Raw genomic sequence first — 21,371 nt, 5'->3', positions numbered from 1 at the left:
ATGTCAAAAGCGATCATCAAAGCCCTGGAAGAACGTCTTCGCCAAATCAATGTAGAGGGTTTCACAGCTGAACATGACGACTGCTACACAGAGGGCCAATTAGCAGCGGCCGCGGCCTGCTATGCCTGTATCGCAGAAGATGTGCTGCAGGGTGGCAAATCGGCACTGGATGGCCAGCCACCCGCCTTTTGGCCCTGGGACGATGCCTGGTTTAAGCCCAGCAGCAGCCCCAAAAGGAACATTGAAAAAGCGATGGCCTTGCTGGCTGCACAGTATGACGCTATTGAGCGCGCCGAAGCGGCCGTCAGCGATCTGCCCGCAACGCCCGACATCGTATGGTCGACCAATGACGAAATATTCAACCATGACGATCTGCAGGAGCTAATCGAAGAGCGCCAGCTGCAAGTAGGAGATACGGTTTATTTCGGTACCAAGCGCCATGCGCAAGCCACCGACTTCACCACCAACATCGATGAGCTGGTGATAGAAGGCATGCAGGTACAGGCCGAAGACGACGCGGGCGAAGTGGCCGAAGATTATCCCAGCGCCAGCGAGCCACAAATTCAAGTGCTGCAAACGCTCATCGAGGCATGGGCGACCACCTATTGTAACCCCGACTTTTACCAGGTGTTGAACACACAGCGCTACACAATCACCGCCGCTGATGTGGAGGAAGCCAGCCGTGACTAACTACCTCGCCAACAACGGCAAGCCCTGGTCTCCGGAGGATCTAATCGCACTGGAAAGGAACTATCCGGATACCAACAACGCCACCCTGGCACGCATGTTCCGCAGAAGCGTCTCCAGTATCAAAAATCAGGCCATTAACCACGGCTGGCGGAAATCAGCCAAGTACATGGAGCGCGAAAAGCCAGGCTGCTTTAAGCCTAACTTAACGCCCTGGAACAAGGGCACGCACTTCAGCCCACCTGGTAGCGAGCGCACTCGCTTCAAGAAAGGCCAAAAACCAGCAACGTGGTTGCCGATCGGCAGCGAGCGCGTCACTAAAGATGGCTATCTGGAACGCAAGATGACCGACACAGGATACCCGCCCCGGGACTGGATAGCAGTCAGCCACATTGAGTGGGAAAAGCACAACGGGCGACCGGTACCCAAAGGCCACGCTGTGATATTCCGCGACGGTGACAAGAGCAACTTCGCGTCAGCCAATCTGGAGCTAATTAGCCGCGCCGAGTTAATGCGCCGCAATAGTTACCTCAACCTACCCGAGCCGTTGCCGCAAATCGTTCAGCTGCGCGGGGCCCTAAACCGAAAAATCAACCGCAGGAGCAAGCAGGCATGAAGAACAAAATCGACGACCTACGCAACCACCTGTTTGCCCAGCTTGAGCGTTTGGGTGATGAGAGCATCAAGGGGGATGCGTTGAAAGAAGAAATTCAGCGCGCAAAAGCCGTTAGCGATGTATCCGCGCAATTAGTGGATAGCGCCCGCGCCGAAAACGAAAGGCTCAAGCTGCTCAAGCGCGCACCAGGCAGCACCTTTATGCCCGCTGGCGAGCTGATTGATGAGGAAGGGCTTCCAGCTCTGGGTCATAAATGATCGAAGTTACTCACACTCACCGCACGGACGGCGGGAAATTTCAGGAGATTGCCCAGCACCAGGGCGCTGGAACGGACTTGGAAGGAAAGTGGCTGGTGCTCTATCGCGACCTTGATAAGGGCGTCGATAGCATTACCAGTCTGCAGGAATGGGAAAACCAGTGGCGAGCGCTTGCCTCTGACGACTGCCCTATTTGCCTGGGTGCTGGCTACGATCACATCAAAGGCAATCACGATAAACCCTGTGGCGGCTGTTATGGCTTGGGGAAAGTGCGTGACGACGGCGAAACACCAACTGACTGCTGGGAACTGGCATCGGTGGCCACCGGCATTATCCAGCGCCAGCAGGAGGAACTGCTGAACCTGCGTCGCATTGCCCAAAACCCCGAGGTGCAAGCCCTTCTCGATCAGCAGCGCAAGCAGGCTATAGACGACAGCATCGCGCACCAGGAACGCCACTGGCGAGATGGTCAAGGTTGGGGCCCCGGCGGCCAACGTTATACGGGAGATTGAGGATGAAAACCGGTAAATTAATGGAGCTCGAACAGTGGAGTCGTGCGCGCTTTGAGGGTAATCCGCCCTCGCCTACCACCATGCGCCGCTGGTGCCGGGAAGGACACGTGCCCGCTAAAAAAATCGGCGGCACCTGGTTTATCGACCTTGATGCCGAACGACGCCAGACCGGCAATGAGTTAGCAGATAGCGTACTGGAGGCGTGATATGCCGCCACGGCCACGGAAAAGGAAGAATAAAGGCCTGGAGCCTAACCTGTATGAGCACAAGGGGTACTATACCTATCGACGCCCAGACACAGGTACCAAGCATGGCATGGGTAGAGACCGGGCCAAGGCACAGGACGCAGCGCGCATCCTGAATGCTCGGCTGATGTCAGGCGGCGATCTGGTGGCTGGTGTAATGGGGGAAACCGGCATAACCCTGAGCGTAGCGATCAATGCTTGGCTGAAGGAATGGGTGGAGACCGATCCGAAGCTGAAGGATTGGACTAAAAAGGCAAAGCGCGGCCGCGGGAACCGGCTCATTAAGGATGCGGGCAATATGCTGCTCGAGCACATCAACACTCGCTGGTGCGCCGAGTATCTAACGGAGAATCACCCAGGCAGTGCCTACGTGCAGTACCGTGCCGTGCTATCGCAGATATTCCAGTTTGCTCAAACCAAGGGCTGGCTCGAAAGGGATCCGGTAACGCCGACCCGTACCACTAACCACTATACCAAACTGCGCAGGCGCTTAACGGTCGAGCAATTCAAAACCATACATGCGATAGCGCCCGACTGGATGCAAATTGCGATGGAGCTCTCGCTGCTGTGTCTGCTTGGGCGGGCCGAAGTGACGGCCGCCAGGTACGACGATATAAGGGACGGCCGCCTGCACTACATTCGCCAAAAAACGAAAGACCGCAGCAAGACAGCTTACGTGGCGATCGAACTGACGCCTGCACTGGATGACCTGATCCGCCGGTCACGGCTCATTGCTCCTGTCTCCCCCTTTATCGTTCATCGCATTCCAGAACGCAGGTACAGCCGGAAAACCAAAGCACACTGGTCACAGGTATCCGGAGATTATCTTTCCAAGGAATTTGCGAAGCTACGCGAGCAGGTACCCAGTATTCAAAACATGCCCAAAAGCGCACAACCCACCTTCCACGAAATTCGTTCGTTGGGCTCGCGCTTGCTGGAGCTGCAGGGCACCTCGATCAACGACATTCAGCTGCTAATGGGCCACGCTGACGAGAGCATGACGCAGCACTATCTTGATGGTCACGATACGCGATGGCAGCAGGCTAAGGGGAATCCGTTTTCCATGGAGGCGTTGCTGGATGGTACCGGCGACGTGAGCTCTTAGGTGGCAGTATTCAAGGCACTCAAGACCCCAGATAAGGATCACATTTCTAAGCTGCCTGGGCGGGCAATACGTATAGAAAGGAGTGGCCACCAACAAACAGCCCCCCTGCAATTCGGCCAAGAATCTCTTACTTTAAGAGCTAAGCATGAGCACATCCAACCCGTATAGCTAGAGCATCAATCACATCATGCAAGATAGGATAGTTAAGCAGCAGTACTCTCGCGCCTTTGCTAACCTGCGTTAAGGTTCAATCAAGCTAAAACGGATGAGGGTAAGGCGAATGCATCTACATAATCAATTGATGTGGTCAGTTGTTAGAATTCAAGCAACTTCTGCTACAGGCACCAGTGTAGGCACTGGTTTTTGGTATAAGCTGATCAGTAACGATCAAGGTGCTGCTGTGGGACTTATTACAAACAAGCATGTTATTGAAGGCGCAGAAAAAATTGAATTCAGTGTTAGCTTCACACGAAATGGCTCGTCAGAAATGCATCACGAGATGGTGGCTTTTGATTTAAGAAACACCCATATAATCTCCCACCCCGATGAAAAGGTGGATTTATGTGCAATTGTAGCGTCCGAACTGTTCAATTGGCTCCAGGAAAAAGGGGGAGAAGCACGGATTAGAGTCCTTCAGGAACAAGAGCTAGCCGACAAAAGCTTTTTTGATCGTACCCTACCAGCTGAAGAAATTTTAATGGTGGGATACCCGAATGGCCTGTGGGATCGTAAAAATAACGGAGCCATAATTCGATCTGGTGTAGTAGCCACGAATCCTGGAGACGACTATGAGGGAAGACCTGAGTTTATGGTTGATATAGCCTGCTTTCCGGGATCGAGTGGAAGTCCGATCTACGTTGCAAAGACAGGTGCACGCCAGGATAAATCAGGAACTCTTGTGTTCGGTGGTGCAGAATTTCGATTGTTGGGAATTTTATGGGGAGGCCCTCAGTATGCAGCAGAAGGCAACATAATCGCTCGCCCTATTCCTACTTCCACACAAGCTGTTCCAATCACTGGCATACCCAATAACTTAGGGTTCGCAATTAAGGCTACGGAGCTTAAGTACTTGGGGGATTTAGCTGCTGAGCGGTTTCAGTTTCAGTAGCTGTGACTGTGCCAAATAAGGCGTAAAAACTAGAGAAGCAAACCAGTTAGCGCGATGCCAAATAAAGTGACAGAAAGTGCCAAATCTGGCGCGCGCTTACACTCGGCAGTTCCCACAGGTGCACCAGTTTTCCCAAAATATTCCCAAAATTTTACCAAGCAACAAAAAACCGCCGCTAGGTTTTACCCATAAGCGGCGGTTTTTAATAAACTTTTTTGGTCGGAGCGACAGGATTCGAACCTGCGACCTTTGCAACCCCATTGCAACGCGCTACCAAGCTGCGCCACGCTCCGCTGTCTTTATTGGCCGCTACATCTTTGCCTCAAGACGGTGCGTATACTAGCGGTTTCTTGCATAAATGAAAAGCCCTTATAGCGCTTTCTTTTCAAGTATTTGTCACACACCGCTATAAATCTCATCACCCTTTATGGCTTACGTTGATCAGCTTCAAGCAGCAGATAAGCCATCGCGTCATATACACCGGGGGCCGTTACGATTAAATGATCCGGGTAGATATCTTCCGACACCGCTGAAGGTACCGGGTATAGATGCCCTACTCGCGCACCGGCTTCCCGTGCAATAACCCAGCCCGCAACGAAATCCCAGGGCGAGACACTCTCGTAATACGCATCCAGACGACCGCAGGCTACATCGCATAAATCGAGCGCTGCTGCGCCATTACGACGTACGTCTTGGCACTCAAACAGCACAGCTTCCAAGCGCTTCAAAAGTTGCTTACGCTCCTCTTTACGGTAGGGAAATCCTGTCCCTACCAGGGTGTTCGCCAGTGATTCTGCACTGCTTGGCTGTATGGTTTGACCGTTGCAAAAAGCCCCAGAGCCTTCTGCAGCACTAAAGGTCTCACCTAAAAACGGTGCATGAACAACGCCCACCTTGGCAACGCCCTCTTCCATCCAACCAATGGAAACCGCTACGTGGCGAAGCCCTTGAGCAAAATTAACAGTGCCATCAATAGGATCCACCACCCACAGCTTAGGTGCTGTTTCATGCAAAGCGCTTTCTGGAGCAAGCTCTTCACTCAGCCGCGCTTCCCCCGGAAAGTGCTCCTCCAGGCGTTGGCTAATGAGTTCATCCACGGCCACATCCACGTCGGTGACCAACTCATTATCCTTTTTTAAGCGCTGGGCAAAGCCTTGCTGCTCCCGCGCCTTGATAATCATCTGCCCAGCTTCTTCGGCAATAGCGATAGTAATTTCAAGACGTGCGGCTAGTGTGTGGTCGCTCATTGAATCTCCCTTTAGGACGCGATGATACTGTGAGCTTCTACCATAAGCCGCCGGGATATAATTTTCGAGTCATACCGACTTGCGCTTGCAATGGTTAACGCAATACGTCTACCAATACATCCACCACGATGCGCGTGGCAGCTTCAATTAGCACCACATCGGCACCAACACGCTCCCACTCATAGCCTGGGTAGCGCGGCAATTGAGATGCTAACTGGCCGTCAAAACGCTTGGCGATACCTGGGGGCAAAGGTTTGCCACGCTCAAGGTTGCGCTGAATACCTGGCGGCAACGATTCGGCTCGCGGTGCGTCATGCCGGCGCAGCAGCTGGCGCAGCTCACGTTCGTTAATGCGTGGTAAATCAACTCGCTCATCGCGGAAGTGACCAGGTCGGTTAGATTCATGTTGCTGGTGCTGGCCCTTATCGCGGGCACCGTGGGCCGGGGCATGGTCAGGCTGAGCAAAGGCTGCGCTATTAACTAGCAATGCGCCAAGTGCGCTTATGGCAATCAGTTTGATGGGCTTCACTGTAAGCTCCTCGCTTAAGGTCAGAGTTTATAGTGTAAAGAACAAATGAGTAGGAAGTATGGAAGTAATAAAGGGCACGTGGGCCCTTTGGAATTAATAAGTAAAGAGCTAGGGACGACAAGCTGAGGGAAGAAAGGTATCGTCGATAGTAGTGCTGCTACAACGCCAACCAGTAATTTGCCCACCGCTAGTGCTAGCAGTTGCTACAGCATCATTCATTGTTTCATTGCTGATAAGTGGTTGAATCACCATTGAAGAGCCGCTATGAACGCCATTATCAAATGCGACGGTGAACCCACCGCTCGCTTGTCCATTGAGTGTCACACCACTGATGTACTGACCACCTATTTGATTTGCGGTTTTGGAGATGTAAGAAGGGGTGCTGTTTATTGTTTTATAGCCTACAAAGTTTCCATTCTCAGAAAAGTATAAACCGATGTCAGTTCTCAAACCTGCTGTAGCAGTAAAAGCCTCTGCAGCTTGCGCGCGACCCACGTAATTTTGATACTGCGGCACAGCAATAGATGCCAATACACCAATAATCGCAACGACGATCATCAGCTCAATCAGCGTGAAACCGCCTTGGATGGTGTTACGAGAAATTTGCTGTGCAGCATTCTGCATGAAGGCATCTCCTGTGGGGTGAAGGAAAAGCCTTTTTAAGGATCGTGAATCCTTAAAAAGAATTAGAAATCGTTGAAATTAAACTAACTTAAATGGTCTACTTTTACAATGAACCTTATTAATATGATCAGCTTAGCCGACTACCTCTTTAATTACATGAAAGGATTAGTCATTTCATCCCTGTAAACGCTAGTTTATGGTACAAGTAACACGCTTATATCGATGTAAAACAGGTTTTTTGATGAGCCAGCCCTCCTTAGAGTCGACTTTAAGCCACGCCTCCGCACATGGCGACCTGCGCGGCATTGCCCAGCGCTTGGTCAAGCACGGCTTGCTGACCAACGCCCAGGCCGCAACAGCGGAAACAACCGCGTCGGACTTGGAAATATCGTTACTTCAGCATGTGATCGAAAGCGGCCTGGTCGACCCTAACAAAGCCACACTGGCGGCTGGCTGGGAGTATGGGCTTCCAGTCATTAACCTGGAGGCGGTGCGGCTTACCTCACTGCCCCCCGCTGCAGACTATCCTGTCAAAGTACTGCAGAGCCTTAACGTTTTGCCATTAGCGCGCCACGGTCATCGCCTCACGGTGGCGGTGCCCTACCCCGCTACATTGACGCGACTGGATGAATTGCAGTTTGCAACAGGCCTGAGCATTGAAGGTATCCTCGCGCCCGTTGATCAAATCACTGTCGTTCTCAATAGCTACCTTGCTCACAACGAGCGCGGCATGCTGGATGAGTTGGACGATGTGGTCAGCTCGCTGAGCATTATGCAGAACAACGGCGGTAACGATGTACCGCTGGAAGAGTCTTCCCAAAATAGCGAAGATGCACCCATCGTTAAATTTGTGAACAAAATTCTGCTAGATGCTATCCGCCGAGGCGCCTCCGATATCCATTTCGAACCTTACGAAGCGCTTTACCGAGTACGCTTTCGGGTTGATGGAATGCTCATAGAAGTGGCACGGCCACCATTCGCCATGCGCAATCGTATCGCGGCCCGGCTAAAAATCATGGCCCGCCTTGATATTTCCGAGCGCCGCCTGCCTCAGGATGGCTCGATAAAACTCAAGCTTTCGCGCACCCGCTCCCTTGATTTCCGGGTTAATTCGCTACCTACTGTCTATGGTGAAAAGTTGGTGCTGCGAATATTAGACCCTACCGCAATGCAGCTGGGTATTGAGCAACTTGGATTTACCGACGAACAACGGCGCCATTATGAGTACGCCTTAAAACAACCCCAAGGCATGATTCTAGTAACCGGCCCTACCGGTAGTGGTAAAACCGTTTCGCTGTATACCGGCATTAATATTCTTAATAAAGTGGAACGCAATATTTGCACCGCCGAAGACCCGGTTGAAATCAAAGTCGCGGGTATCAATCAGGTGAACGTATTGCCTAAGATCGGCCTCGATTTTGCCAGTGCGTTAAGGGCGTTTCTGCGCCAAGACCCTGATGTGGTCATGGTGGGCGAGATTCGTGACCTTGAAACAGCCGAAATTGCCGTCAAAGCGGCTCAGACAGGCCACCTGGTACTTTCCACGGTGCATACCAACTCGGCAGCTGAGACACTGACTCGACTGGCTAATATGGGAGTCTCTTCGTTTAATATCGCCAGCGCCGTTAGCTTGATTGTTGCCCAACGGCTGGCTCGTAAACTATGCACACACTGCAAAGAGCCCATTGACATTCCCCACGAGGCGCTGCGCAAAGAAGGCTTTAGTAGCGAAGAAATCCATCAGGCAACGATCTACAAACCGTTAGGTTGCAAGCACTGTACTCACGGTTATAAAGGTCGAATTGGCATTTATGAGGTAGTGCCGATCACCGAAGCGATGCGTCAACTAATTATGCGTGATGCCAACGCCTTAGATATTGATCAACAGGTGCGCAAGGAGGGCTATCCAAGCCTTCACCGCAGTGGGTTACTGAAAGTCATGCAGGGTATTACCAGCCTGGAAGAGGTTAACCGAGTGAGCAAGGAGTAAGGCATGGCTAAAACGGCACGTCGACGCCAAACGCCCGCCATCAAGCTAGCGCGCTGGAAATGGATCGGTAAAGGCCCCCAGGATAGAGCGCTAAGCGGTGAGATGATTGGCCGCAGTAAAGCCGAAGTAGCCGCTAAACTCACCAAGCAAAATATCGTTATCCGCCGGATTAGTAAAAAAGGCAACCTAGGCGGCAACGGCCGAGTTAACCCCAACGACGTTATGGTCTTTGCGCGCCAGATGGCCACAATGGTTCGCGCCGGTATCCCCTTGCTACAGGCGCTTCAAGTGGTGGCAGAGAGCCTCAAAAAACCTGCTATGGTTGCCCTAATGCAACAGATGATAAGCGATGTATCATCGGGCTCCAGCTTCTCTGATGCATTGAACCGCCACCCCAAACACTTTGATCGCCTGTTTGTTAACCTAGTCAGCGCCGGCGAGCAGTCAGGTGCGCTGGATCAAATGCTTGATCGTCTTGCGACCTATAAGGAGAAGGTTGAGTCGCTGAAAGCGCGAGTAAAAAAAGCGCTTTGGTACCCCACCACCGTTATGACGATTGGCATTGCTGTGACCATGTTGCTGTTGATTAAAGTGGTGCCTGAATTTGAAAGCATGTTCCAGAGCTTTGGCGCTGAACTTCCAGCACTGACCCAGTTGACCGTGAATTTATCCGAGCTTGCCCAGCGTTATTGGCTAGTGGCACTCGGCGCAGTGTTTGCCGCCATGCTCCTGCTCAAAATAAGCATTCAGCGCTCGCCCAATGTCGCCTACCGCATGCACGCACTGCTGCTTCGGTTACCGGTCATTGGCGACATCGTGCATAAATCCGCGATCGCGCGCTTTTCTCGCACGTTAGCGACGACCTTTGCCTCCGGTGTACCGCTCGTAGAAGGCTTAGATACCGCCGCCGGTGCCACTGGCAATAAAGTGTACGAACGCGCGGTGGTACAAACGCGCCAGGACGTAGCCACCGGGCAACAGCTACACTTCGCCATGCGGATGACCAACCGCTTTCCCCCCTTGGCAATCCAAATGGTCAGTATCGGTGAAGAAGCGGGGTCGCTGGATGCCATGCTTAATCGTGTTGCCGATTACTACGAAGAAGAAGTCGACAATAAGGTCGATGCTCTTACCTCGCTCATGGAGCCGGTTATTATTGTAGTACTGGGCGTGCTCGTTGGCGGTGTGGTTGTCTCTATGTACTTACCCATTTTCGACTTGGGCGCAGCCCTCTAAGCACCAAATGCTTAGGCTCTGTCAGAAAACTGGCTGCGCTCGACCATACGGCGTTAAAAATCGGCTCAAAGTACTCATTTACACCATGTAAACTCTGTCTTTTCGCCGATTTTTGCCTTGTCTGGCCTTCGCTCGCCGACTTTTCAGACAGAGCCTAAAAAAACGCTAATTTCTAGAAACCTAAGGAGCTCCATGCATCACCCTCCGTTTATCCTGTGGTTAATCGTTTTATTGATTGGGCTATGCCTGGGCAGTTTTCTAAATGTGGTGATTACGCGCCTGCCGGTGATGCTGATGCGTGGCTGGCGTAATGAAGCCCGCGAAGCACTTGAGCTTAGCGCTGAACACTCACCACGCTTTAATTTGGCCACACCAGGCTCTATGTGTCCACGCTGTGAAGCCCCCATTGCATGGCACGACAACCTGCCATTGATTGGCTGGATAAAGCGCCGCGGCCGCTGCGCTGAGTGCCAAACACCGATTAGCGTTCAATATCCTCTGGTAGAAGTAGCCGGTGGCTTACTGGCCATGGCGGTGCTAGCGCTCCACGGGCTTACGGCAGAATCAGTCTTCGTCTACGGGGCCTGTCTGATGCTGTTAGTGCTCGCCGTGATCGACTTTCGCACCCAGCTTCTCCCCGACATCATCACCCTCCCCTTGCTTTGGGCAGGGTTACTGTTTCAGCTCCTCTTCCAGCCACTGATGCTGCCAAGTGCCGTTATCGGCGCAATGGTAGGCTATCTTTCACTGTGGAGCTTTTATTGGCTATTCAAACTGGCCACCGGCAAAGAGGGTATGGGCTATGGCGACTTTAAGCTGCTGGCAGCACTAGGCGCCTGGCTGGGTTGGAGTTTTTTACCGCTAATATTGATACTTTCCGCAGGGCTTGGGGCCATTGTTGGGATAGTTGCCCAGGCCTACTCACCTAACCTACGCGGCACACCGTTTCCCTTCGGCCCTTTTCTCGCCCTCGCCGGCTGGGTGGCGTTGTTAGTCGGTGATGAAATAATGGCAATGTATCTCAACCTGCTTATGTAAAATTGAGCCATGTGAACTTTGGCCATGTGAAACGTGGCCCTATAAACTTTAGCTATATGAGGCAGCAGATGATTATCGGATTAACGGGTGGCATTGGATCGGGAAAATCGACCGTCGCTCGCGCCTTCGAAACGCTTGGCGCTGCCTGGGTCGATGCCGATGATGTCGCCAGGGAAATAGTCTTACCTGAAGAACCGGCACTGCTAGCCATTAGAAATCGCTTCGGCGGTCAGGTCATGCACCAGGATGGCACGCTTAATCGCGCCGCCCTGCGCGAGATTATTTTTAACGATCCAAAACAACGCCAGTGGCTAGAATCCATCACACACCCCAGAATAAGGGAGCGGCTATTGCAGCATTTAGCGCGGCTCAAAGCCCAGGGAGCGCCTTACGTGCTGCTTGTGTCACCGTTACTGTTTGAGTCGGGTCAAAACACACTAGTAAACCGCGCGGTGGTTGTCGATGTGCCCCAAGCGCTACAATTATCGAGAACCCAACAGCGTGATGGGGTGAGTGAAAGCCAGGTGCGTGCTATTCTCGCCGCCCAACTTTCCCGCGAACAACGGCTAGCAAAGGCAGATGACGTGATAGATAACAGCGGTGACCACGCCAGCATGATGGAACAAGTGGCACGGCTTGATGAACGCTACCGTCGACAGCTTAACTACTGAGATATCGCACTTGTTAACGCAATTGGAGTTTTTTTATGGCTCGCCCTGCAAACGATTCCCCGCTAGAAGTTAATTGTCCGCAGTGCGCTAAGCGCGTGCCCTGGTTACCAGAAAGCACTTACCGCCCTTTCTGCAGTAAGCGTTGCCAACTATTGGATTTGGGTGCCTGGGCCGATGAGTCACATCGCATATCGGGCGAATCTGCCATGGATGAAGCCGATATAGAAACCTTACTGGCGCAAGCCGACAAGGATGCACCACTGACCTAGTTTTTACGAAAACTGACTTAACGAGCACTGACACTGACTATGGCCGAGATAAACGCTAACCCATCATCGCCTTCGGCCTATCATCTGCTGCTTCAACTGGAGCAGCAGTTTGATCATCTACTTGCAACCATTGAAGCCGCTGTTTCACTATACGAACAGCAACTACCGGCAACATGGCTCTTTCATCAAACGGCGCCGTCTAGCGATTGGTTGCGTAAAGCCCTGTTCGATATGTGGCATGAGCAGGATCAAGATGGCCGTGAGACGCGCAACTATATTGCCGTAGTAGCCGCTAATGACGAGCTACTAATGACAATAGACGCTGTAAATCAAGCCAAGGTCAGTTTTAGTGACCAATTACAACATATCAAACAGGCATTTCCCCAAACACTTAGCGATGCAAAAAGTCGCCTACCGCAACGCCACCCTCACGTTGATGAAGTGTTACGCCGCAATGGACTTGCCCGTTTACATCTTAAACAGAGCTGGCGGCAGCTACCTATCGCACAAGCGCCTGTCTCACGCATTCGCTTTGCTTGGTACAGTAGTGGTCGCTCTATTAAACGCCTGTCAGTTCAAGAAGCTGAACATAAGCTATTGCAGCTTGATACTGATGCACCGCATATTCGTATTCAGCTACGCAAGCTAGCCGGTATTCCAAGCGGCGAAGTGCTTGCCCAGGTGCAAACTCAGGCCCCGCTGATGCGGGCAAACCTGTTTTTTACCGAACCACTCGACGATGGGCATACACGACGGGCACTGAATGCCGCTATGCCTATTTTTGTGCCTGACAATAACCAGCGGCTGCCCCACATTAACCTGCCTACGCCAGAACCTCCCACTGCCCGCACACGGGCAAGACGACGCGATGAGAAACTAGAGCAGGATGTATTTCTACCGAGCTTGAGGATTTATCGCTACCGTTAGCATAAAGGCACCTGCAAAGACTTCTACGGTGTTTTGGATATGCTAGCTGCAGGCACTACATCCTGCTGCCATACCCCATAGCCAAGCAGCGCTTCGATCAGCTCGGCCAGGTCGTAATGATCCACACCATACTCGCTCAACAAAGCTTCAAAGCGCTGTTTAAAAATACGCTCCCGCTCTTGTTGCTGTTCCTCCTGCTGGCTTTCTAAATCTTCTTGCTCCAATGCCGCAAGCGAGCGTACCGGCGGGCCTGTCGGTATATCGAAACCGCTCTCTGGGTCATCTAATTGGCGTAAAGCCTGCGCAAAAGCATCGTCTAACTCACGAAACTTACGCAGCTTCTCGCGCTCATCTATCGGCTTTTGAACCTTTTGATATTTCATCGATGTTTCATTTACACCTTGCTTGAAATGGTCGATATGACTGCCAATGTCGCTTTTTTTGGCAAAAACTGTGCACAAACGCGTAAAGCTAACGAGCAAACTTGCCTTTGCCACCCAATTACCAGCATAAAGGCATCATTATTAGGTATATGAGGGTAACCCACACATTTATCAAACACGTCACAGTCAGCGACAACGCATTAATTGATGCCTCGCATCAACATTACCCACAAGTAGCCTGAATAGAGATTCCACTCTCATCAGTAAGCTGAACTTTTTCCTTTCAGCCAGGTTACCAACACTAACGCACTGGGAGAGTGCATTACAGGCAAGATAAGCACGACCTGTATGATTCACGTATTAGAGGCCAGATAATGTTCAACGCGATGACACGAGCTGAGATCTGGCTGCAGGACACACTTGATAAGCCACTCGGTATTGAAGACCTTGCGAATCACATAGGGTATTCATCTTCCCAAGTTCGGCGCCAATTTCGCCAAAGCTTTGACATCTCACCTAGCGCCTACCGTGAAATAAGGCGATTGGAGCGCGCAGCGGTGTTGCTAGGGCTTACTCCTCTCAATATAGCGCAAATTGCGATACGTTGCGGGTACCATAACCACTCGTCGTTTTCCCGGGCATTTCAACGTCGCTATCAGCTGAGTCCGCGCCATTTTCGACAAACCCTGAAAACCGCGCTCATTCAGCCAAAACCGCATCCTGTTTTTAACACGCGCATCGAAAAAAGCAATGACCGCCAAATGATCCTAATGCGCCTCTACAAAGCTCCCACGCATATTAAGGGGCTAGGGGATGCCAGCTATCAGAATAAGCAGCTAGCGCGCTTACAGGCGCGCCTTAGACTATCAACGACCGTCATTGCACTGCCCGACATACTCGCAGATAAGGTTAATGCACTTAATAGTGAATTTTTTCATTCATACCGTACCGACTTTGGTCTTTACCTATCGGATACGGACAATGCACAAGACATTGCGTTACCAGTGCACTACCGGCGGGTCGACATTCCCACCCACCACTACGCGAGCACGTGCTTTGACGACTTAGCTGATCTAAATAGCGCGTTGATGCATACCATCATGTATCTACTTCACAAGAAAAATGTCTGTCACGTTAGCGGCCACCCTCCGCAGGTATTATGGAAAGCGAACCATTTAGAACTTCGTATTCCCTTAATAGCCTAGCAGTGATGGTCACGTCTTAGCGATATAGCTGAACACAGGGCAATAAAAAACCGGCATTCCTGTACAGAAATGCCGGTTGTTAACTAACTTAGTCTTCCATGCGCTCCAGCCAAGACTCGACGGTTTCATCGCCATACTGATCTTTCCAGCTACGCAGACCCTTATGGTTGCCGCCACGAGTCTCAATGACTTCCCCCGTTTTGGGGTTTTTGTAAATTTTAAGACGACGCTTACGACGTGCATTGCCACTGGCTGTGGTTTTAGCCGTACGCTGGTCAGCAGCCGGATCCAATAAGGCAATGACATCGCCTGGGCGCTTGCCAAACTCAGTCATTAGCGCTTCAAGTTTGGCCTTAAATTCCAACTCGCTTTTTAGACGCTGGTCGCCTTCTAAGCGCTGCAAATCTTCCTGAAGCTGCTTTAGCTGCTGCTCTTTTTGGATATATTCGTTAAGTAATGACATCGAGGTTCCTTTAATAGCTTATCCAACTGAATGGGGCTCAGCTGAATGGGATCTAACTGAGGTGCAGATTGACAACCTTGACACCCACTAGTTCAGAATGCAGGGACATTATTCCTGTAAAAAGAGTAACTGACAACAGTCTAGTTGATTTTCACTCAATTACTAATCGTTTTTTTAAAACTCAATTGCTGCTTAAAGAGTTTAACCCTAATAGAACATGGCGACTATACACACCTACCGTAGAGCTATTACAAGCACTCAACCACTACAAACAAAAGCGCCGCCCATAAGGGCGGCGCTTTTACAAACCAATAACTAATCGATAATTAGTCTTGGCCCATCTGCTGCTTGATCAAATCACCGATGGTGGTCGGGCCACCTGCAGTTTCCGGCTCTTGCTCACGCATCTTCTTCAGGTTCTGACGCGTATCGTCTTGGTCTTTCGCTTTTACCGACAGATTGATCTGACGACTCTTACGATCAACACTTACAATACGGGCTTCTACGCTGTCGCCTTCATTCAGCACATTGCGCGCGTCTTCTACGCGGTCAGCACTGATTTCAGAGGCTTTCAGCACAGCAATAACGTCAGTCGCCAATTCAACTTGAGCTTCTTTAGCATCAACTTCAATGACGCGACCCGTTACGATGCTGCCCTTATCGTTGACTGACAGGTACTCAGCAACGGGGTCAGAATCCATCTGCTTGATGCCCAGCGAGATGCGCTCACGCTCAGGATCAATAGACAGGATAACGGCTTCAGCTTCATCGCCTTTCTTAAAGCTGCGTACAGCTTCTTCGCCAGTATCAGTCCAAGAAATGTCAGACAAGTGAACCAGACCGTCAATACCGCCTTCTAGGCCGATAAAGATACCGAAGTCAGTAATTGACTTGATGGTACCGGAAACACGGTCACCCTTGTTGTAGTCAGTGTTGAAGGTTTCCCACGGGTTAGCAGTGCACTGCTTGATACCCAGAGAAATACGACGACGCTCTTCGTCGATATCCAACACCATGACGTCAACATCATCGCCCACTTGAACGACTTTAGACGGATGGATGTTTTTGTTAGTCCAGTCCATTTCAGAAACGTGAACCAGACCTTCAACACCCTCTTCCAGCTCGGCAAAGCAGCCGTAGTCAGTCAGGTTAGTGACGACCGCGTGTACTTTCATGCCTTCTGGATAACGCTCTTTAATGTTGACCCACGGATCTTCGCCCAACTGCTTCAGACCCAGTGAAACGCGATTACGCTCACGGTCAAACTTCAGAACTTTGACGTTGATCTCATCGCCAACGGCAACGATTTCGGACGGATGCTTAATACGCTTCCACGCCATGTCTGTAATGTGCAGCAGGCCGTCAACACCACCCAGGTCTACGAAAGCGCCGTAGTCTGTCAGGTTCTTAACGATACCCTTGATCTGCTGACCTTCTTGCAGAGTTGCCAGCAGCGCTTCGCGCTCGGCACTGTTCTCTGCTTCCAGAACCGCACGACGTGATACCACAACGTTGTTGCGCTTCGGATCGAGCTTGATGACTTTAAAGTCCAGCTCTTTGTTTTCCAGGTGCGCAGTGTCGCGAACTGGACGAACGTCAACCAACGAGCCCGGCAAGAAGGCACGGATAGAGTCAACTTCAACAGTGAAGCCGCCTTTAACCTTACCGTTAATAACGCCCTTAATGATTTCGTCTTTCTCGAAGGCTGCTTCAAGAATCTTCCAAGCTTCTGCACGCTTGGCTTTTTCACGAGACAGACGCGTTTCACCGAAACCATCTTCTACGGCTTCAAGTGCAACGTGCACGTCGTCACCGATAGCGATGTTCAGATTACCGTGCTCATCGCGGAATTGTGACGCAGGGATCTGACCTTCAGATTTCAGACCAGCGTTGACAGTAACCCAGTCACCGTCAATGTCGACAACCTGAGCCGCGACAATAGCGCCTGGCTCCATGTTGATGTCGTTAAGAGACTGTTCAAACAGCTCAGCAAAGCTTTCGCTCATGGTGTTCCTACGTAATTACGTTGTTGAGGCATAAATGCCTTCTCCGCACCACCAGCAAGTGCGGGCCTAATGTCACTCAGCCTTTGGGGGTGTTAACGCTGGTTAGACCTGACCGGGCTCACCGATGTGAGTTTAGTGCCCTGCCACGTCGTGACACCTATCCAAAAGCGCCGCAAGGGAGAATCAGACGCCGCTTACCAGCCCTTTTTGGGCGAGCAGTTCGGTCAGTCGATCAACCACTTCCGGTATGCTCAGGCGCGTGGTATCAAGCGTAATGGCATCATCTGCCGGCTTGAGAGGAGCCACACTGCGCTGCGTGTCGCGTGCATCGCGTGCCTGAATCTCCTTTAAAAGACTCGAAAGACTAGCATCCACCCCGGCTTCCTGCAACTGCAGATAGCGTCGACGCGCCCGTTCATCGGCGCTGGCGGTTAAAAAAATCTTCAGCGCCGCGTCAGGAAACACCACGGTACCCATGTCACGACCATCCGCCACCAAGCCCGGCGCTTGGCAAAAATCGCGCTGGCGCTGTAGCAGGGCTTGGCGCACCGCAGGCAGTGCCGCCACTTGAGAAGCTCGCTCGCCGGCCTGTTCGGTGCGAATCACCTGGCCAACATCTTCACCCTCAAGCAGTGTACGTGGCTGCCCCTCTTCCACAGGAAACGCCACATCTAACTGCTCTGCCAAGCGTGCCAGGCCCAACTCGTCGTCAACGGCTACGTTGTGCTTAACTGCTGCTTGAGCCGTCAGTCGATAAAGTGCGCCACTATCGAGAAGATGCCAGCCTAGGCGCTCTGCCACCAAGCCACTGATCGTACCTTTACCTGCGCCGCCAGGCCCATCAATGGTGACAACGGGAGCAGCAGCAACACGATCATTCATGCGCGCCCTCCACGCTAACGCCCATGCCAATACGCGTGGCTAATTCGACAAAGTCAGGGAATGAGGTCGCCACATTGGCGCAGTCTTCAATCACAATTTCTGCACTTGCACGTAGTGATGAAATCGCAAACGCCATGGCAATACGGTGATCGCCCAGACTATCGACACGCCCACCGCCGTAGCTCGCTTTTTGCGCATCGCCATTGCCGACAATATCGATGCCGTCGTCTACAACGGTGTGCTGCACACCTAACACAGCCAAGCCATCGGCCATGGCCTGAATGCGATCAGACTCTTTGACCCGTAGCTCTTCAGCACCTCTAAGACGGGTCACACCCTCGGCATTAGCGGCGGCAATAAACAGCGCGGGGAATTCATCAATGGCTAACGGCACTTGCTCTTCGGGAATATCAATGCCTTTCAGCGGCGCATAGCGAATACGAATATCGGCCACCGGCTCGCCACCCACTTCGCGCTCATTCTCTAACGCCAAATTCGCCCCCATCAGGGTAAGAATATTGATTACGCCAATCCGGGTGGGATTAATGCCGACGTGTTCAAGGGTGATATCTGAGCCTGGGGTAATGGCAGCTGCCACTAAGAAGAAGGTTGCAGATGAAATATCCGAAGGCACATCAATGGGGCCTGCGGTGAGCTTACCGCCCCCTTTGAGCCAGCAGGTATCGCCCTCACGGGAAACCGCATAGCCAAAACCATTGAGCATACGCTCGGTGTGGTCGCGGGTCGGCGCAGGTTCGCGCACTCGAGTTTCGCCTTCGGCGTACAGCCCCGCCAGCAACAGGCAAGATTTTACCTGGGCACTGGCCATGGGCATATCGTAATGGATGCCTTTAAGCTTGGCGCCACCATGAATCTTCAACGGCGGACGCCCGCCCTCAGCGGTATCAATGGTTGCGCCCATCAAGCGCAGCGGGTCAGCCACGCGCCCCATAGGCCGTTTGGTTAGTGACTCATCGCCGGTCAGCTCGCTATCAAACGCTTGGCCTGCCAGCAGTCCTGAAAAAAGCCGCATGGCGGTGCCCGAGTTACCTACATAGAGCGGGCCTGCGGGGGCTTTTAAGCCATGCATACCCACACCGTGAATCGTCACGCGGCCCTGGTGCGGCCCTTCGATCGCCACACCCATTTCCCGAAACGCCTGCAGGGTCGCCAGGCTATCCTCACCTTCCAGAAAGCCTTTTACTTCAGTGACACCCTCAGCCAGCGCGCCCAACATGATAGAGCGGTGCGACATGGATTTATCGCCAGGTACGCGCAAACGCCCCTGGGCTTGACCGCCCGGCTGCACACGGTAGGTGACCTTACCTTGTGGTTGCATATGATATTCCGCCTGATAACTGGTTTTGTTCAATAAAGAGTCGAAATAGTGCCGGGCGTGGCTAGCCCGATCAAAGGTGGCAATCAGCGCATCGCTGTCACCGGCTTCTACCGCATGACGCAATCGAGAAAGCCCCGCTTCAAAATCATCCAGCGATGCTAAAACCGCCTGCTTGTTGGCAATAAAAATATCTCGCCACATCACCGGGTCGCTTCCCGCGATACGGGTAAAGTCGCGAAAGCCGCCCGCTGCGTAACGAAAAATATCTAGCCGCTCATCCTGACGGGCCAGCGTATCCACCAGCGAAAATGCCAGCAAGTGCGGCAAATGGCTGGTACGCGCCAACACTTGGTCATGGCGCTCTACGTCCATTTCCAGCACATCGGCACCACAGGCTTCCCATAAGCAGCGCACGCGCTGCAAAGCCTCACGGTCGACGTTCAGCTCAGGTGTCAAAATAACCTTGTGGTCTACATACAAACGCGGATTCGCCGCTGCCACACCGCTTTTTTCTGAACCGGCAATAGGGTGCCCCAGCACCATATTAGTGGGTACCTGGCCAAATACACGCTGAGCGCAGGCGCGGATAGTCGCCTTGGTACTACCAACATCGGTAATCACAACGTCAGCCGACGCGTTAGGTAGCGCTTCGGCCAAGCTTGCCATCACGCTCTCCATGGCGAGCACCGGCACTGCCAGCACTACCATGGTGGCGTCATTGACTTGCTCATCAAGGTGGGTACTGCCTGAGTCGATCAGCCCCATCTCAATACCGCGTGCAATCTCAGCTTCGTCAGGGTCACAGGCAACAATTTGACCCTGAAACCCTACCGCGCGCAGCGCTGCCGCTAGCGAACCACCAATCAATCCCAGACCAACAATCAATAGACGCGACTCATGACAGCCTGATGTTTTCACACCGTCTTCGGCCATTAACGTCACAGCACGCCTATGGGGTAAGAGCCCAGCACGCGTAGATCTGCCGCTCGTAGCTGCACCTCTTCAAGCACTGCCGCGACCTCAGGCTCATCACGATGGCCTTTAAAGTCGATAAAAAAGACGTAGTTCCACACACCGGTACGCGAAGGACGCGTTTCAAGGCGCGTTAAATCAATTTGGTGGCGATGAAAAGGCTCCAGCAGCGCATGCAGCGTCCCCGGCTGGTTGCGCATGGCAACCACAATAGAGGTTTTATCCTCTCCTGCCATGGGCACATCCTGGTTGCCAATAATCAAAAACCGCGTGGAGTTATCCGGGCTGTCTTCAATTTTTTCGGCAATGTGCTCAAGCCCATAAAGCTTGGCCGCCATATCACCTGCAATCGCCGCACTATGCCACTCGGTTTTGACTAACTTGGCCGCTTCCGCATTAGAGGAAACCGGCACGCGCTCCGCATGGGGATAGTGAGCATCCAGCCATTTACGGCACTGGGCAAACGACTGCGGGTGCGAGTAAATACGCGAGACCTTATCGCGGCGCGTCGTTTCACTGACCAGCAAATGGTGGTGAATACGCAGTACTACTTCGCCACAAATTTTAATCGAGGAATCCATAAAGGTGTCCAGGGTGTGATTAACCACCCCTTCGGTGGAGTTTTCCACCGGCACGACGCCGTAGTGTACGGCCCCCGCCTCTACTTCACGAAATACCTCGTCGATGGCTGCCATGGGCAGGCTAACAGCGCTTTCACCAAAGTGCTTGAGCGCCGCCTGTTGCGTAAAGGTACCTTCAGGGCCTAAGTAAGCAACTTTTACCGGCTGCTCAAGCGCCAAACACGCCGACATGATTTCGCGAAACAGCCGCGCCATCTCTTCTGAATCGAGCGGCCCCTTATTCAACGCCATAATGCGCCGAAGCACCTGCGCCTCTCGCTCAGGGCGATAAAACACCGCATCTTTATCTTCAGCTAGCTTGACATGGGCCACCTGCTGGGCACAGCTGGCGCGTTCACTGATCAGGTTCAGAATATCGCTATCGAGCTGATCGATACGCTGGCGCAACTCATCCAGATTGATCGACGTGTCGGACATCG

At 52.3% G+C, this 21,371-nt stretch carries 23 protein-coding genes and 1 tRNA gene; 14 read left to right on the top strand and 10 right to left on the bottom strand.

Going from position 1 to position 21,371, the window contains the following annotated elements; genetic code table 11:
- The 7 genes from HALTITAN_RS25820 (at nucleotide 1) to HALTITAN_RS06335 (ending at nucleotide 4,530) form a co-directional block, all read left to right on the top strand.
- Complete coding sequence (locus HALTITAN_RS25820; RefSeq protein ID WP_009286599.1) at nucleotides 1–690, top strand: periplasmic substrate-binding domain-containing protein; 690 nt, start codon at nucleotides 1–3, stop codon at nucleotides 688–690.
- Nucleotides 683–1,303 (top strand): HNH endonuclease signature motif containing protein, encoded by a 621-nt coding sequence (locus HALTITAN_RS06360; RefSeq protein ID WP_039858375.1) that lies wholly within the window; start codon nucleotides 683–685, stop codon nucleotides 1,301–1,303. The genes HALTITAN_RS25820 and HALTITAN_RS06360 overlap by 8 nt, the downstream gene beginning before the upstream one ends.
- Nucleotides 1,300–1,560 (top strand): hypothetical protein, encoded by a 261-nt coding sequence (locus HALTITAN_RS06355; RefSeq protein ID WP_039858373.1) that lies wholly within the window; start codon nucleotides 1,300–1,302, stop codon nucleotides 1,558–1,560. Before HALTITAN_RS06360 ends, HALTITAN_RS06355 begins: the two co-directional genes overlap by 4 nt.
- Nucleotides 1,557–2,072: a hypothetical protein gene (locus HALTITAN_RS06350; RefSeq protein ID WP_039858371.1), complete on the top strand. Its 516-nt coding sequence runs from the start codon at nucleotides 1,557–1,559 to the stop codon at nucleotides 2,070–2,072. Before HALTITAN_RS06355 ends, HALTITAN_RS06350 begins: the two co-directional genes overlap by 4 nt.
- 2 nt (nucleotides 2,073–2,074) lie before the next feature.
- The gene (locus tag HALTITAN_RS06345; protein ID WP_039858369.1) at nucleotides 2,075–2,278 is read left to right on the top strand and encodes an excisionase; all 204 of its coding nucleotides are present in this window, start codon (nucleotides 2,075–2,077) and stop codon (nucleotides 2,276–2,278) included.
- Between the two features lies 1 nt (nucleotide 2,279).
- On the top strand, nucleotides 2,280–3,422 hold the full coding sequence (locus tag HALTITAN_RS06340; RefSeq protein ID WP_009286597.1) for a tyrosine-type recombinase/integrase: 1,143 nt from the start codon (nucleotides 2,280–2,282) through the stop codon (nucleotides 3,420–3,422).
- Between the two features lie 280 nt (nucleotides 3,423–3,702).
- Complete coding sequence (locus tag HALTITAN_RS06335; protein ID WP_039858368.1) at nucleotides 3,703–4,530, top strand: S1 family peptidase; 828 nt, start codon at nucleotides 3,703–3,705, stop codon at nucleotides 4,528–4,530.
- A 216-nt stretch (nucleotides 4,531–4,746) separates the two neighbouring features.
- Here the strand turns inward: HALTITAN_RS06335 and HALTITAN_RS06330 are convergent.
- From HALTITAN_RS06330 to HALTITAN_RS06315, 4 genes are all read right to left on the bottom strand, one after another.
- Nucleotides 4,747–4,823: transfer RNA gene (locus HALTITAN_RS06330), tRNA-Pro, on the bottom strand.
- Between the two features lie 132 nt (nucleotides 4,824–4,955).
- Nucleotides 4,956–5,777, bottom strand: a complete 822-nt coding sequence (locus tag HALTITAN_RS06325) for an inositol monophosphatase family protein (RefSeq protein ID WP_009286596.1) — start codon at nucleotides 5,775–5,777, stop codon at nucleotides 4,956–4,958.
- A gap of 94 nt (nucleotides 5,778–5,871) precedes the next feature.
- Entirely contained in the window at nucleotides 5,872–6,306 is a 435-nt protein-coding gene (locus HALTITAN_RS06320) for an anti-virulence regulator CigR family protein (RefSeq protein ID WP_009286595.1), read from the bottom strand.
- A gap of 108 nt (nucleotides 6,307–6,414) precedes the next feature.
- Nucleotides 6,415–6,930, bottom strand: a complete 516-nt coding sequence (locus tag HALTITAN_RS06315; RefSeq protein ID WP_009286594.1) for a pilin — start codon at nucleotides 6,928–6,930, stop codon at nucleotides 6,415–6,417.
- A 241-nt stretch (nucleotides 6,931–7,171) separates the two neighbouring features.
- Between HALTITAN_RS06315 and pilB the strand changes: the two genes are divergently transcribed.
- The 6 genes from pilB (at nucleotide 7,172) to HALTITAN_RS06285 (ending at nucleotide 13,061) form a co-directional block, all read left to right on the top strand.
- Nucleotides 7,172–8,920, top strand: coding sequence for a type IV-A pilus assembly ATPase PilB (pilB, locus tag HALTITAN_RS06310; protein WP_039858366.1), 1,749 nt, complete (start codon nucleotides 7,172–7,174; stop codon nucleotides 8,918–8,920).
- A 3-nt stretch (nucleotides 8,921–8,923) separates the two neighbouring features.
- Nucleotides 8,924–10,156, top strand: coding sequence for a type II secretion system F family protein (locus tag HALTITAN_RS06305; RefSeq protein WP_009286592.1), 1,233 nt, complete (start codon nucleotides 8,924–8,926; stop codon nucleotides 10,154–10,156).
- A 192-nt stretch (nucleotides 10,157–10,348) separates the two neighbouring features.
- Nucleotides 10,349–11,194, top strand: coding sequence for a prepilin peptidase (locus HALTITAN_RS06300; protein ID WP_039858364.1), 846 nt, complete (start codon nucleotides 10,349–10,351; stop codon nucleotides 11,192–11,194).
- Between the two features lie 68 nt (nucleotides 11,195–11,262).
- The gene (gene coaE, locus HALTITAN_RS06295) at nucleotides 11,263–11,865 is read left to right on the top strand and encodes a dephospho-CoA kinase (protein WP_039858363.1); all 603 of its coding nucleotides are present in this window, start codon (nucleotides 11,263–11,265) and stop codon (nucleotides 11,863–11,865) included.
- Nucleotides 11,866–11,900: 35 nt separating this feature from the next.
- Nucleotides 11,901–12,134 carry a DNA gyrase inhibitor YacG gene (yacG, locus tag HALTITAN_RS06290; protein ID WP_022523595.1) on the top strand — a complete coding sequence of 78 codons (234 nt, stop codon included), beginning with the start codon at nucleotides 11,901–11,903 and terminating at the stop codon, nucleotides 12,132–12,134.
- 39 nt (nucleotides 12,135–12,173) lie between these two features.
- A complete protein-coding gene (locus HALTITAN_RS06285) occupies nucleotides 12,174–13,061 on the top strand; it encodes a DNA replication terminus site-binding protein (RefSeq protein WP_009286590.1) in 888 nt (295 codons plus the stop codon).
- A 23-nt stretch (nucleotides 13,062–13,084) separates the two neighbouring features.
- Here the strand turns inward: HALTITAN_RS06285 and HALTITAN_RS06280 are convergent, their stop codons facing one another.
- Nucleotides 13,085–13,444, bottom strand: a complete 360-nt coding sequence (locus HALTITAN_RS06280) for a hypothetical protein (RefSeq protein WP_039858361.1) — start codon at nucleotides 13,442–13,444, stop codon at nucleotides 13,085–13,087.
- A gap of 386 nt (nucleotides 13,445–13,830) precedes the next feature.
- Between HALTITAN_RS06280 and HALTITAN_RS06275 the strand changes: the two genes are divergently transcribed.
- Nucleotides 13,831–14,649, top strand: coding sequence for a helix-turn-helix transcriptional regulator (locus HALTITAN_RS06275; RefSeq protein WP_236614932.1), 819 nt, complete (start codon nucleotides 13,831–13,833; stop codon nucleotides 14,647–14,649).
- A gap of 88 nt (nucleotides 14,650–14,737) precedes the next feature.
- Here HALTITAN_RS06275 and HALTITAN_RS06270 read toward each other — a convergent pair whose 3' ends face one another.
- The 5 genes from HALTITAN_RS06270 to pheA all read right to left on the bottom strand — a co-directional run bounded on the left by HALTITAN_RS06270 (nucleotide 14,738) and on the right by pheA (nucleotide 21,369).
- Nucleotides 14,738–15,112: a histone-like nucleoid-structuring protein, MvaT/MvaU family gene (locus tag HALTITAN_RS06270; RefSeq protein ID WP_022523599.1), complete on the bottom strand. Its 375-nt coding sequence runs from the start codon at nucleotides 15,110–15,112 to the stop codon at nucleotides 14,738–14,740.
- Nucleotides 15,113–15,438: 326 nt separating this feature from the next.
- Nucleotides 15,439–17,118 (bottom strand): 30S ribosomal protein S1, encoded by a 1,680-nt coding sequence (rpsA, locus tag HALTITAN_RS06265; protein WP_008957327.1) that lies wholly within the window; start codon nucleotides 17,116–17,118, stop codon nucleotides 15,439–15,441.
- 183 nt (nucleotides 17,119–17,301) lie between these two features.
- A complete protein-coding gene (gene cmk, locus HALTITAN_RS06260; protein ID WP_022523601.1) occupies nucleotides 17,302–18,000 on the bottom strand; it encodes a (d)CMP kinase in 699 nt (232 codons plus the stop codon).
- Nucleotides 17,993–20,272, bottom strand: coding sequence for a bifunctional prephenate dehydrogenase/3-phosphoshikimate 1-carboxyvinyltransferase (locus HALTITAN_RS06255; RefSeq protein ID WP_039858355.1), 2,280 nt, complete (start codon nucleotides 20,270–20,272; stop codon nucleotides 17,993–17,995). The genes cmk and HALTITAN_RS06255 overlap by 8 nt, the downstream gene beginning before the upstream one ends.
- Before the next feature lie 5 nt (nucleotides 20,273–20,277).
- Nucleotides 20,278–21,369 (bottom strand): prephenate dehydratase, encoded by a 1,092-nt coding sequence (pheA, locus tag HALTITAN_RS06250; RefSeq protein ID WP_009286587.1) that lies wholly within the window; start codon nucleotides 21,367–21,369, stop codon nucleotides 20,278–20,280.
- Nucleotides 21,370–21,371: the final 2 nt, after the last annotated feature.

This window comes from Vreelandella titanicae BH1, assembly GCF_000336575.1.
Taxonomy (GTDB): domain Bacteria; phylum Pseudomonadota; class Gammaproteobacteria; order Pseudomonadales; family Halomonadaceae; genus Vreelandella; species Vreelandella titanicae.
Note: the sequence above shows the minus strand (reverse complement) of the source record. Positions and strands in the feature narration are given on the sequence as shown.

What these genes read in the sequence shown, in the direction of transcription:
- yacG (WP_022523595.1), top strand. Translation starts at nt 11,901, where the DNA reads ATGGCTCGCCCTGCAAACGATTCCCCGCTAGAAGTTAATTGTCCGCAG.
- HALTITAN_RS06325 (WP_009286596.1), bottom strand. Translation starts at nt 5,777, where the DNA reads ATGAGCGACCACACACTAGCCGCACGTCTTGAAATTACTATCGCTATT.
- cmk (WP_022523601.1), bottom strand. Translation starts at nt 18,000, where the DNA reads ATGAATGATCGTGTTGCTGCTGCTCCCGTTGTCACCATTGATGGGCCT.
- HALTITAN_RS06305 (WP_009286592.1), top strand. Translation starts at nt 8,924, where the DNA reads ATGGCTAAAACGGCACGTCGACGCCAAACGCCCGCCATCAAGCTAGCG.
- HALTITAN_RS06280 (WP_039858361.1), bottom strand. Translation starts at nt 13,444, where the DNA reads ATGAAATATCAAAAGGTTCAAAAGCCGATAGATGAGCGCGAGAAGCTG.
- HALTITAN_RS06255 (WP_039858355.1), bottom strand. Translation starts at nt 20,272, where the DNA reads ATGGCCGAAGACGGTGTGAAAACATCAGGCTGTCATGAGTCGCGTCTA.
- rpsA (WP_008957327.1), bottom strand. Translation starts at nt 17,118, where the DNA reads ATGAGCGAAAGCTTTGCTGAGCTGTTTGAACAGTCTCTTAACGACATC.
- HALTITAN_RS06340 (WP_009286597.1), top strand. Translation starts at nt 2,280, where the DNA reads ATGCCGCCACGGCCACGGAAAAGGAAGAATAAAGGCCTGGAGCCTAAC.
- coaE (WP_039858363.1), top strand. Translation starts at nt 11,263, where the DNA reads ATGATTATCGGATTAACGGGTGGCATTGGATCGGGAAAATCGACCGTC.
- HALTITAN_RS06345 (WP_039858369.1), top strand. Translation starts at nt 2,075, where the DNA reads ATGAAAACCGGTAAATTAATGGAGCTCGAACAGTGGAGTCGTGCGCGC.
- HALTITAN_RS06275 (WP_236614932.1), top strand. Translation starts at nt 13,831, where the DNA reads ATGACACGAGCTGAGATCTGGCTGCAGGACACACTTGATAAGCCACTC.
- HALTITAN_RS06300 (WP_039858364.1), top strand. Translation starts at nt 10,349, where the DNA reads ATGCATCACCCTCCGTTTATCCTGTGGTTAATCGTTTTATTGATTGGG.
- HALTITAN_RS06270 (WP_022523599.1), bottom strand. Translation starts at nt 15,112, where the DNA reads ATGTCATTACTTAACGAATATATCCAAAAAGAGCAGCAGCTAAAGCAG.
- HALTITAN_RS25820 (WP_009286599.1), top strand. Translation starts at nt 1, where the DNA reads ATGTCAAAAGCGATCATCAAAGCCCTGGAAGAACGTCTTCGCCAAATC.
- HALTITAN_RS06355 (WP_039858373.1), top strand. Translation starts at nt 1,300, where the DNA reads ATGAAGAACAAAATCGACGACCTACGCAACCACCTGTTTGCCCAGCTT.
- HALTITAN_RS06350 (WP_039858371.1), top strand. Translation starts at nt 1,557, where the DNA reads ATGATCGAAGTTACTCACACTCACCGCACGGACGGCGGGAAATTTCAG.
- HALTITAN_RS06315 (WP_009286594.1), bottom strand. Translation starts at nt 6,930, where the DNA reads ATGCAGAATGCTGCACAGCAAATTTCTCGTAACACCATCCAAGGCGGT.
- pheA (WP_009286587.1), bottom strand. Translation starts at nt 21,369, where the DNA reads ATGTCCGACACGTCGATCAATCTGGATGAGTTGCGCCAGCGTATCGAT.
- HALTITAN_RS06285 (WP_009286590.1), top strand. Translation starts at nt 12,174, where the DNA reads ATGGCCGAGATAAACGCTAACCCATCATCGCCTTCGGCCTATCATCTG.
- pilB (WP_039858366.1), top strand. Translation starts at nt 7,172, where the DNA reads ATGAGCCAGCCCTCCTTAGAGTCGACTTTAAGCCACGCCTCCGCACAT.
- HALTITAN_RS06335 (WP_039858368.1), top strand. Translation starts at nt 3,703, where the DNA reads ATGCATCTACATAATCAATTGATGTGGTCAGTTGTTAGAATTCAAGCA.